The 13,162-nt window shown below is 42.8% G+C and carries 3 protein-coding genes; all 3 read right to left on the bottom strand.

Annotation, left to right across the window (positions count from 1 at the left end; translation table 11 throughout):
- Positions 1 to 116: 116 nt before the first annotated feature.
- Genes SDE_RS04225 through SDE_RS04215 form a run of 3 tightly spaced genes read right to left on the bottom strand, consistent with a single transcriptional unit; the run spans position 117 to position 12,852 of the window.
- The gene (locus SDE_RS04225; RefSeq protein WP_041324201.1) at positions 117 to 10,544 is read right to left on the bottom strand and encodes a tandem-95 repeat protein; all 10,428 of its coding nucleotides are present in this window, start codon (positions 10,542 to 10,544) and stop codon (positions 117 to 119) included.
- Positions 10,545 to 10,570: 26 nt separating this feature from the next.
- Positions 10,571 to 11,836, bottom strand: a complete 1,266-nt coding sequence (locus tag SDE_RS04220) for a TIGR03032 family protein (protein WP_011467280.1) — start codon at positions 11,834 to 11,836, stop codon at positions 10,571 to 10,573.
- Complete coding sequence (locus SDE_RS04215) at positions 11,836 to 12,852, bottom strand: S8 family peptidase (protein ID WP_158303853.1); 1,017 nt, start codon at positions 12,850 to 12,852, stop codon at positions 11,836 to 11,838. Before SDE_RS04215 ends, SDE_RS04220 begins: the two co-directional genes overlap by 1 nt.
- Positions 12,853 to 13,162: the final 310 nt, after the last annotated feature.

Genomic DNA, 13,162 nt, shown 5'->3' with positions numbered 1-13,162 from the left:
ATAGATATTCGAATACAGATGTGAGAGGTTACATCTCACTTACTAACAAAGCCAGCTTATAGAGCTGTCTTTGTTAGTTATATAAAAATCTATGCATTTATTCAGATACAATAAAACTAGTCTTTCTTTCCTAAAAATTTATAACGTACCTGTAGGCCTACTTGAGTTTGAGTTTCACCTGCAAGTTCGACCAAGTTTAAACCCAAGCCAAAAGCTACATTATCAGTTAGACTTTTATTCACCCCAAAAGAGGCGGCCAAGTCTACACCATCTCGCTTAATAGATTGCACACTTTCACCAACTCGAACATCGTACTCACCTTGCCACGCAAGTACGCCAGCTCGCGCATATATAGTTATTCCTTCGCTTACATCATATTGAATCCGCGCGCCTAAATATGGGCCAGCCCCAGAAACAGGATAGTCTTTAGCCAGTACGTCTCTTACGCCGTCTGGGTCGTTAGTTGTCAACGACAGCTCCACATCTACATCCCCCCAGCTCTGGTAACCGGCTTCTGCGCTCAACCAGTTATTAAGTTCATAGCCGCCTACTAATTGCCAAGAGGTTCTAGTTGTTTTTACTCGTGTAATTTCAACATCTTGTGTAACAGCTTGAAGTTCGGCCAAAAATGAAGACTCACTCCAATTACTACTGGTTGAGCCAATGCCCATTTCGACGGACACACGTTCCGAGTTCAGCAAGGGCTCACCATGACTTTGCCCACACATTAATAACAATAAAGAGACAACCGTAAGCTGCCTCCAATACTTCATTTTTTGCTGCATGCCAAGAATAAGCAACAGGCCAAGTAAACCAAAATTAATTGCGCCACTGCCACTTGCTCCACCCTTAACCCCAGCAGACGTACTTTCAAATAAACCATTCAATGAATTCGTGGACTTGTTATTCTCTGGAGCGACCTCTAGCGCTGCGGAAGTAACACGACTTTGAAGTACCTCATCATTTACATCAGCATCTCCGTTCAACACAAACGTAAGTGTTTCATTTTGATTTGCGGCCAAATCACCTAAGTCACAGATAATTTGAGCATCGCCAAATAGACATGCATCAGGCAGTGAAACGACATTAAAATGGAGAGGGATATCAATAGTCACTATCACATCCTGCGCCGTCTGATTGCCACTATTGGTTACGCTAACCAGCTGACGAATGTCGTACGATGTACTGCTAACGGTTTCGACTTGTGAGTTCATAGCTAAATCCGCTCTAGCGCCTAAATCACCGTCACTGTGACTTATGTATAAATCTACCCTATCACTTTCTGCAACATAAATTAGTAGATCTGAAAGCCCATCGTCATTCACGTCATTAGGCAAAACCAAATCTGATTCATTGTAAATAACAGTGTCTTTTAGACTGAAACCAGAGACGGTTCCATCGCCATGGTAGAATTGGTAGGTGTTATTCTCATTGGCAATGAGCAAATCCGGCAAACCATCGCCATTGAAATCTGCAATCTCTACATTTTCTGCACTTGCATTGCCCAGCTTGCGCACTTCTGTCATCTGGCCGGTACCACTTACTTCGATAATTGTTACACCAGATTTAGAAGAAGAATTGTTCTCATGACGAGTACTCACAATTAACTCTTCTAAGCCGTCACCATCTAAGTCTGCAACCCGTATTGATGTTATACCAGGGATACTAAGCTCAGAACGCAGATAACCTTGAAGCTTATTGCGCGATTGCACTTCACCAGATTCTTTTACACCAACCTTAGTGACTTTACCTGCGGCAATGGCAAAATCAATAAGCACTAGCGCATCAGAACTAGCCAGCACTAAGGTGCCACTCATTGGGGCTTGATCTGGTTTTTGTTTTAACTTGGCAAATTTCTTAATAGATTTTTGAGAAGTAAATACATACGGCGATTGACTATATACGCCAAGAATATTTTCATAAATATATAAATTGAACCCACTTCCCCCAAGAATAAGCTCTGGGTAGTTATCTGAGTTTAAATCTTGTAGTACTCCTTGATTTGCATACGGAAGCGAAACTGTTGCGCTATCTTCTACGAAATTTAGCTCGCCACGTTGATAGTAAACTGCTGTCGCGTCACCCGCTGTATTAACAACGAGTAAGTCTTCCGAGCCATCAAGATCAATATCGGCCACGCCAAGGGCTTTTGTTGCCCCCCTGTTTTCTATCTCGCCGAGTACTGTTGCATCATCACTACCCGTTTCGTAATCTAGCAATTTGACGGTATCACCAAGCCCCGTGCCGGCGGCTATTTCCCTGTTGCCATCGGCTTTCATTTCAATACTCGCTATTGCGGTAGCATTATCTAGCGGAAAGGCGTTATCCCCTTGATTAACTGTACGCCTGCTGGGGCTTACATCTATTATTTTTGAAGTAACGAGATCTCCAGCAAAATCACTTACGTCTAGGTTAACAACCACATCACCCTCACTATGCGGCGTTAATTTCAGGTTAAAGCTTAAGTTACCGGACGAGTTAAGCGTAACAGGGCAATCAAACTCGTTACTGGCAAGCGCCGTACAGTTTTTCATGCTAGCGTCAAAATTGCTTCCCGTTAATACAACAAACAAGTTTCCATCAGCTATAGCTGGGCCCTGTTGGTGGTTAAGCGCAATTTTTAGAGTAAGTAACTCATCCACTACTGAAGGTAACCCGATCCACGACGCAGACAAACTAACAACCGAGGTTTCCCGCTCAACAACACTCAAATCAAAATTTTGATCGACAGTAAACTCGCTGTCTGATGCACGTAGAACAACACTTGTAAGCCCTACACTCTCATCTAAAGGCACCTCCCCGCTCAACTCGCTGCCATTTAAAGTTAACCACGATGGACCACTTACCAATTGTAAATTTGTAACACTATCAGGATCGACAACGCCAATATCGTAGAGATATGACTGCCCTTGAGACAAACTCAATACATTAGGCGCAGTTACGAACACGGGAGCATCATTCACAGCATCAATATCAATATCCACTGTCACTACTGCGCTTAGCAAAGCCCCGTCACTAATTTGGTAACTGAACTGATCAAATATACTTTCCGATCCGTCGTGCATATAGCTTACTGCACCACTCGTACTTAAGCTGAATGAATTTGCGGAATCTGGGCCAGAAATCAAAGTAACAGTTAATCCGTCTGCATCAATATCAAAATCGTTAGCCAATACATTTACGCCATTTAGCACCCCTCCTTCCGCAACACTATAAAGGTCGGCAATTGCTACAGGTGCGTCATTCACGTTATCGACTGTAATATCGAAAGCAGGAAGCGCAACCGTACTCGTGCCATCACTTACACTTATAACAATACCAGTGTAAAAACCTACCGCTGCATTATTGGGTGATCCACTTAGTTGCCCCGTGAGCGGATCGAAGCTCGCCCAACCTGGTAAAGAATTAATGCTAAAGGTAAGTGTATCTCCTGCGTCCACATCAACGGCTGTTGGAATAAAGTTAAACTCTTGATCTTGGCTAACCGAAGGGGTTGGAGTACCACCTAACACAGGTAGATCGTTAGTATTTATAACTTCAATTTCAAATGCAGAAGTACTTGTGGTACTTACACCGTCGCTCACACTGATGACAATAGCGCCATAGATACCCACAGCATCATTATTCGGTGTACCAGTAAGTGCTCCATTTGAAGTGTCAAAGCTCGCCCAACTAGGCATATTTTCAATACTGAAGCTTAGGTCGTCAGCTTCTATATCTGAACTAATAGGCGTGTAGGAATACACCGAATCTTCATTTACAGATGCTGCAGGAGTGCCAGATATTTGCGGAGCATCATTCACAGGATTAATCGTAATTGTCACTGCTGCCGTGTTTGAACTATCACCACTGTCATCATCGATTTGATAGGTGAAGCTGTCGCTTCCAAAGTAATCCGCGCTGGGTGTGTAGGTAACCGTACCGTCGAGATTATCCACAAGCGCCCCATTGGCTGGAGCTGACACGATTACCAAAGAACTACTATCTAACAATCCATCAGCATCGCTATCATTCGCTATTAGATCAATACTCACTGCGGTATCTTCGTCTGTCGAAACACTGTCGTTATTGGCTAACGGTGCGTCATTCACGCTGCTCACTGTTACGTTTACACTGGTTTCACTCGACCATGCACCTTCGTTATCTTGTACTTGGTAAGTAAAACTATCATCGCCATAATAGTTAGTGTCGGGTGAGTAGGTAATCGACCCGTTTGCCAGCACCTCAACAGTACCGTCTGCTGGGCCCGTTACAATTTGCACACTGGTTACAACAATACTGCCATCAACATCACTGTCGTTGCCGAGTACATTTATGGTTGTAGGGTTGTCTTCCATCAAAGCTGCAGTATCCGCAACGCCATTAGGCGCATCGTTTATACTTGCTACGGTAACGGATACTGTTGTTGCAGCCGAGCTACCACCATCATTGTCTTGCACAACATAGGTAAAAGTATCGCTACCATTAAAATTAGCTGTAGGCGTATATGTAATTACACCAGTGGTGGTATTTACGCTTGTTCCGCCGTTACTCGCGTCGCTCAAAACGGACACGGTTGAGGGATCAATCGTTCCATCTATATCGGAGTCATTAGCTAGAACATCCACCTCTACACTGCCATCTTCATCCAAGCTCGCACTGTCACCCAAAGCTACGGGTAAATCGTTCACCCCAGTTACGTTAACCAATACGGTAGCAACATTAGAAGTTGCTCCATTTTGATCGTCAACAGTATAAGTAAAGGTCGTACTCCCATTGAAGTGTTCGTTAGGCTCAAAATAAATTTCACCACTCACAACACTTGCCGTTGCATTTACCGGCTGAGAAACAATAGCTAGTGTGGTTCCATCAACACTATCGCCATTATCAATATCGTTATCATTGACCAGTACATCAATAGTAAACGGTGTGTCTTCTGGGGTACTTGCCGTATCGGAAGTTGCTACCGGAGCGTCGTTTTCGGCGCTAATTGAAATAGTCACCGTGGCTGTATTTGACGTGGCACCGGTCGCATCTTCTACTGTGTAAGTAAAGCTATCGGACCCATTAAAATTTGCGTTCGGCGTGTAAGTTATGGCTCCACTACCAGCGTTTAAACTAGTAGTCCCGTTTGCAGGAGAAGATACAATTAGAACACTAGCAGGATTCAACGCATCATCCACGTCACTGTCGTTTGTTAAAACAGAAACAATAACGGCAGCATCTTCTACTGTCGCTGCAGTATCATTAGCCGCAACAGGGTCGTCGTTAACATTAGAAACTTCAATATCAAAACTAGCTAAAGAGACGGTTTCCGCACCATCACTCACACTAATAATTATATTGCTGTCCATGCCTACATCAGTGTTTTCTGGTGTGCCTATTAGCTGTCCAGTACTTGTACTAAAGCTTGCCCAGCTTGGTGCATTTGTAATGCTATAGGTCAATACATCACCCACATCAACATCGCTAACCGTTGGGGTAAAATTATAAGTACTGTCTTCATCAACACTGGTGGGCGGCGTACCGCTAATAACCGGGGCATCATTTGTATTCACAACGGTTAAATTGAAGCTAGCCAAATTTACAGTTGTGGTGCCATCATTAACACCAATTATTATTCCGGTAGTTGTCCCCACATCATCATTACCGGGTGTACCACTTAATAATCCAGTACTCGTGCTAAAACTCGCCCATGAGGGTTGGTTGGTTATGCTGTAGACGAGAGTATCACCAGCATCCACATCGCTCACCGCTGGGGTGAAAGTGTAAGCGCTGTCTTCATTGATACTGGTAGACGGAGTACCGGTAATAACAGGAGCATCATTAGTATTAACAACGGTAAGGTTGAAGCTTGCTAAGCTTTCGGAAACAGTACCGTCATTCACACTAATAATAATATTACTACTAGTTCCAACATCATCGTTATCAGGCGTACCACTTAACTCACCGTTACTAGTATTAAAACTTGCCCAGCTTGGCGCGTTTGCGACGCTATAGGTTAATACATCACCGACATCAACATCGCTAGCGGTTGGGGTAAAACTATAAGCACTGTCTTCATCAACACTGGTGGGCGGCGTACCGCTAATAACTGGGGCATCATTTGTATTCACAACGGTTAAATCGAAGCTAGCCAAATTTACAGTTGTGGTGCCATCATTAACACCAATTATTATTCCGGTAGTTGTCCCTACATCATCATTACCGGGTGTACCACTTAATAATCCAGTACTCGTGCTAAAACTTGCCCATGAGGGTTGGTTGGTTATGCTGTAGACGAAACTATCTCCTACATCCACATCACTCACAGTTGGAGTGAAGCTGTAAGCACTATCTTCATTAATTGTGGTGGCAGGTGTGCCACTGATAACAGGAGCATCGTTGGTATTAGCAACAGTAACAATAAAGCTTTGAGTAGCGCTAGCATTGCCATCACTTAGCGTCAGTAAAACGCTATGATTTCCTACTTCATCGTTAGTTGGCGTACCGCTTAAGCTCGCGGTTCCGTTACCGTTATCGGTAAACGTTAGCCACGAGGGTTTAGTTGTCGCCACCACTGTACGGGCGTCAGCCTCTACATCTGTAGTAGTAATGCTGTAGCTGTAACCACTGTCTTCGTTCACACTCACAATAGCGGTGGACGAGAAAACAGGAGCATCATTAATACTTGCAATCGATACATTTACGGTTATTTGGTCCGTCGCAACGCCATCACTAACTTCCACAATAAAGCTATCTACGCCAAAGTAATTGGCATTTGGTGAATAGCTAATAGCTTTAGTCATTCCCGTTCCAGTTACAGTAGCAGTACCATTTGACCCGTTAGTAGCAATACTCCAAGTAATGGTATCAGCGTCACTATCACTTGCATTAAGTGTAAGCGCAAATGCTGTTGGGTTAGCATCTTCACTCATATTTACTGACGTGCTCGCTCCCTCGGTAATAACCGGAGCGCTGTTATATTGTTTTACAACCGTATCTGTAACCGCAGTAGCAGCATTGCCCAATACGTCAGTTAAGATGGCACTAAGAGTAAGTGTTGTTTCATTTAAACCGCTTACATTTATATTAGTTACCTGCTGCCCCGAGCTTGCAATAGTACCTGAGCCCGTTACATTTGTACTTCCGTCAGAAACGCTATAACTAAAGCTTGCTCCCACTTCTGCGCCGGCAAAGGTAAAGCTCATTGCGCTTTCGTTCGTCGCATCAATATTTGCTTGATCGATTGAAACGGAATGACTTGCTGGAGCTTCTAAATCAACGACTAGTTCGTTGGAGGTGGCATCACTCCCTACATTACTAGCACCATCTGTAGCTGTAACAGCCACATCCCAGGTGCCATGTGTTAACGCCGCAATTGTGTTGTCAGCCAAACTCCAAGTGCCGTTTGCATTATTGCTTGCAACATAATTTGCACCATTTACCGTCACTTGTATTGCTGCTGCCGTGTCGTCAACTGTACCCGCCAAGGCTGGTGTACTATCAGCCGTAGATAAACTAGTAATAGTTACTATCGGTGCAATATTATCAACAACTGTCACGCTAAAACTTTTTTCGAAGCTCGTATTACCGTCACTCGTTTGCACACAAATATCGTAATTTCCTGCTGCCAGTACATTCGCTGTTTCTAATGTGACAGTATTAATTTGAAATGACGAGTTATTCGTATCTGATGTACAAGTTCCGGTATCAGCTGCTCCAACACTTACAAGACTATAGGTAAAGCTGCCACTGTCTGCATCGGTAGAAGAAAGTGTGCCAACATCCGCTCCAGCTGAAGTATCGCTTTCGTTTATGCTACTCGCATTAAGGGTAATATCACTTGGCGTATCGTCTACGGAAGTAATATCTAAGTTTATCGTACCTAAGCTAACATCACCCCCTCCGCCACTACCGGTATTGCCACCATCGTTAGCTGTTAAAGATAACGTTGCTGCATCGTTACCATTCGCGTTTGCAGCACTGGTATACTGCACATTACTTGCTGTATTTAAATAAGTATCTATGTTCGCAACCGTACCCGTGAGCGTAATTGTACTGCCGCCACTACCACCTACGGTTACCCCTCCACTATCCGATGCAACCAATGTACCCGCAGTAACAGCGATAGATAGCACAACATTGCCACTAGCCGCATCTACATCGGCGAAGGTAATCGCACTTAAATCTATATTGCTCTGCACATCTTCTGTAACAGCTACGTCAGTTGGAACTCCAGTGGCTGTAGGGTCATCATTTACAGCACTCACCGTTATACTGCTAGTACCCGCAGTACCTGAGCTGGTTACATCACTGGGAGTTGCCGTGAAGGTTACAGCACCACTTATATTTGCTGTGGGAGTAAATTGAATTTTGGTCGTGGTGTCCAAATAAGTATTTAAATCTGCGACAGCACCAGTTAATGTCATGCTAGCGCTACCGGAATTTGCAATAGTTACACCAGCTGTAGTTCCGTCTCCATCGCTAGCAGCGAGAGCGCCTGAATTTACAGCTAAAGTAAGCGTGACAGTATCATCTTCGGTATCTGCTAACGTTACCGCAGACATATCTAAATATGCAGCTGCGTCTTCATTTGTACTAAATGTTGCCGATAAACCGGTAATAGTCGGCGCTTCATTGGAGACAGGTGGAGTAATATAGGAGGCAATTGTTGCCGAATGATAATGAATTTCCCATCCTGCACTGGATTCCGAAACAACCATTATTCTATCGGCAGCATCACTCACCGCCACTCGATCATTTAGACTACCCGTTAATGAAAAGTCAAATCCATCAACCCAATCCGTACCATTGTATGAGTTAAAAAAATAGGTAGACCCGCTTGCACTTGCAAAATAATAAACGCCCCCCTCTTCCTCCATATCATATACCGTAAGAATGGAATGGGATGCGTGCGTTATTTCTGTAGAAACCCAACTTCCACTTTCATTTGTTACATAGAAAGAATCGCCGTCAGTTTCATTGCTGTATGCATAATGAATTTTATCGCTACTATCAATAGAAACATTTGCCATTAAGTAATATTTTGCATCCGCTTTACCGTCAATTACTTTCGTATGCGTCGCAAAATTATCGGAAGAAGATGTGTAATAATAATTATCTTGGCTAGAGTTCTGCAAATCCTCACGCCTATAAAAAATATGGGCATCGCCACTACTATCCACCACACAATAAGTATCATGAATCTCGTCAGTACCGTCATTTGTAGCAGTAATCACATCATTTATAACCCAAGAGCCGGAAGCGTTAGTAGCATATTTAACTTGGTCTGCATTTGGCGTAAGCGTAAAAGATAAGTGCGCTTTATCATTCTCATCTAGAAACAGATCAAATCGCCCTCCCTGATATCCGGTTTCGCCAATATTTGTAAATGTCCAATTCACTCCATCGTACACGCCGTAAAAAGGATCGTTATCTACTGCCCACTGACTAGTACTTGCATTAAAAACAACATGAATATTTCCGGATGAATCGAGCTCGTAATCAACTCGATGCTCATTCCCCCAGCCCATATTCGTTCGGCCTGCAACATCTGCTGCTGTAATGGTGGTTACAGCAGAAAAACCTGAACCATTCCACTCTAAAAAATTAATTTGTCCAGATGACGCGTGAGCCAAATATATATTTCCGCTACTATCAACACGAGTCTTGGGAAACTTCCAGGTACCAGCATTCGAGATCAACCCCGCTTCATATGCAGGATTAACTTGGGCTGGAGTCGTTGTAACATTATTACTTCCGTCTTTCCCAATTAAATAAACGAGATAATTTTTATTAGAATCTAAGCCTGTAAACGATAATGTAACACTGTTACTTGCCGCTGCACTTTTAGTAGTCGCAGCAGCAGATCCACTACCATCCGTACCTGCCTCAACTTGAGCATTGGTGGGTGCAGGCTTAGAGGACTCCAGCAATACCGCGTAAACAGTGCTCGCCTTACTCATTGTTACGGCTACATCGAAGCTCGTAGCTGTCTTATTCTGAATTGAAGTAGCGGATACAACCGGGTTGGGGGAAGCAGTTTCCCATACCCCGCCCCAAGAGGCAGTGCAGCTTACCTCCGTAACTGTGGTTGTATTGGTATTGTATGTGCTACCAAATGATCCGTGACAATGATCAAATTGACTCTCATGTGCGAATGATTTCCTACCTACCAAACCGTAAACATCGCCGCTTAGATTGGAGCGAACGCTATCTGCGGGTGTAAGCAAACCACTTTTTTCCAAATAAGAAATAGCGTCGTTAACTTCATTCTTTTTTTCTATCCGCTGAGTACTATTTTGCCTATAGGTAAAAGCGGAAAAAACTGAACGACGATCAGAATCCTCCGATAAACCAGCGCCATCTTTCGCACTAGACTGCGGATCAAGCCGAACTTCATTTAAAGCATAGCTTTTGGTAGCTACGCTAGAAAACCTACCTACTGAACTTACATTGGAGCCGCGACTAGCGGAACCAGAAAACGCAGCCAAAACGGGCAATGCAATTTGTGCAACTTTTTTAACTGTTAGATATTTTTTAGAAAAATATTTATTTTCTGAATCTACGTTAGAACTCATCATAAACCTCAAATATTAAACAGTGCGCACTAAATTGGCTGCAAGCTAGGAAAACAAAAATGATTGCGAACGCGAGGGTGGTTAGCCTCTATAACTTCTGGAAATGTACAATTGGGGATAACGGCAACGTCATATATTTGGTCCACATTACCAGTAAACTTCACATGCCCAATCTCTGTATTATCAGCTAAATTAAATAGCCAAATACCAGAAAATGTTTCTGCATATTTTTCAGATAATGGTGCCGGCTTTTCTACTGTACTCTCACGAACTTTAGATAAGCCCAATATTAGAATATTCCCCACAAAGTCTATTCCGCGAGTAAACCCTTGAACCTCAGCAAGAACACGGTTAACTCTAGTATTAGGGTCATAGCAACACAACTGTCCTAACCCAGAGTTACAATAGTACACTTTCCCGTTATGCCAGCGAGGGGAATGGGGCATAGCCAAACCATCCACAACGATTTCATTTGATGAAACGTCAATCAATGTTCCATCGAAAACCGTATTTTTACGCCATTTATTAGGTGTATCAAACTTGGAAAATGTAGTAACAAATGCTGGCTTACCATCTTTCAATGTCATTCCATTTAGATGACAACGATCTTCGGGAGCTAGATCTGAAATAAAAGGCGGCTTCCAACGAGGTACAAAACTGTAATTCGGGTCCAATGTAGACACACAAGAAAAGCTACTATTGACAACCCACAACCCTTCATCGCCCCATTCAATATCGTGGATATTAATCATTCCTGTATAGTGGGAAGAACGCACGATAAAACAAGCATCTACCCTGCTATCCACAGGTTCGTACAATTTATTTTGATACTCATCAAACGCCTCTTTCTCTTCCTTAATTTTTTTATTATCTTCATCAGAAAACCCTTTACCAACATTCAAAGATATTTGCTCTTCCGGTGTTGCCGCCACTTTCTTAGCGGTCACATCATCTTCAATTCGCTGCAAGGGCATTTTCAATTTATTGATAAGCCCATCTTCCCTATGAAATTGGATTACTTGTGTATACACACCCAGCGTGAACCCATTTTCTGTTGCTGTAAGCCCCATTGGCCTAACAAAGCTTTTAAAATTTACATCTAATGATTCACTATCACTTCGAACTAACATCAAACGACCAGCTTGGTAAGATGTAAAAGCCAAGGAGATATTTAATGATTGAAATATTTTAGGAAGATTAGCGCTATACTCACACCCAAAATCCATTTCATCAGACAACCGACCACCAATCGTCATTTCATCTTCTTTTGGTATTTTTTCAGCAGATAAAGACATTAATCATTAACCTTTGAAAGTGCGCTTAGTTTTTTAGATATTTGTGATAAAGATAATTCAGGGTTATCAGACAACAAACTTGCGGTTAAACCAGAAACTATTGCAGCAGAAAGCGAAGTACCTGAAAAATAGGTATCCCCACCCTCTACAGCGGTGGTTTTGTAACGACCACCGTAAACATAAAAATCAACCGACTTTCCTGTGTTGGAAAACTTTTTAGGCCGCCCGTAAATATCACTTGCACCCACTACAAATGCGGAATCAATACTTGCCTCGGTCATACCAGGACCAATAACCACACCGTCATTACCTGCAGCAAATACAACAACAGCTCCTCTACCTTGCCTGCCAAAAGCAGCCAAATCATTAACGACATCAGCTATCGGCTCTAATAATAATTGAGTGTGCCAGCTACAATTTATAACATCGGCATTATTGAGTTTTGCCAAGTAAAAACTTAGCAAAGTCTCAGATGTCCAAGAGCTGGGTTGACGTATTGATATCAAGCTAGCGTTAGGCGCCAATCCAGAGAACGTATCTGAGCGAGAAAAAATGACCCCTGCCACTTTTGTACCGTGCGTATCCTCAATTAAAACGGGTTTAGCCATTAACGACCGAGACTCTGTATCATAAGAAAAACGCACATCTGTTTTAGCTAAAGCAGGGTGAGCAAGGTCAACACCATCATCAATAACGGCAACGTTTACTCCACGTCCACGCGCACTTTCCGCGCCCAATCCTAGCGCGCTAAAATAATGTTCATCTATTTTCTTCTCTCTAGATATATCAGCCCTACTCGTTTTTCTGGAAATTTGCAGTAAATCAGGCTGAACAAGCTCTATTCCTGCATGGCTTTCTAATTCAGTAATAACAATACCAAGTAGATTTACATCGCTTATTCCTACCAACCAATATTTACTATATTGCATTTCAAATATAGTTACTGGGTTAATAATATGCGGGCTAATATTGATCAACGCCTTGGCGTCTATACCTCGCCTAGCCTTAACAACCAAACGGTTAGTAACCTTTACCACCGTATTGTGTTCGCCTATTTGGTATTGATTACCCAACTCCTCTAACGTCAAAACCGCATCAAAATTTTTAAACTCACCTACCTTCACACTTGCATGCAAAGGAGACGCCCCTAAGGCGGATACAACAAATAATAGAATTAAAAAACGATTCAAACTACACAACATATGTTCAACATAATGCTTAAGCGAAAACCTCGTTAGATAGACGTGGAAGCACAAATAAGAAACAAAACACTAAAAGAAGGCAACAGATTTCCATCTTTTACTTTCAATTCAACATAGCCCCTAG

This window comes from Saccharophagus degradans 2-40 (assembly GCF_000013665.1).
In the GTDB taxonomy this organism is placed as follows: domain Bacteria; phylum Pseudomonadota; class Gammaproteobacteria; order Pseudomonadales; family Cellvibrionaceae; genus Saccharophagus; species Saccharophagus degradans.
Note: the sequence above shows the minus strand (reverse complement) of the source record. Positions and strands in the feature narration are given on the sequence as shown.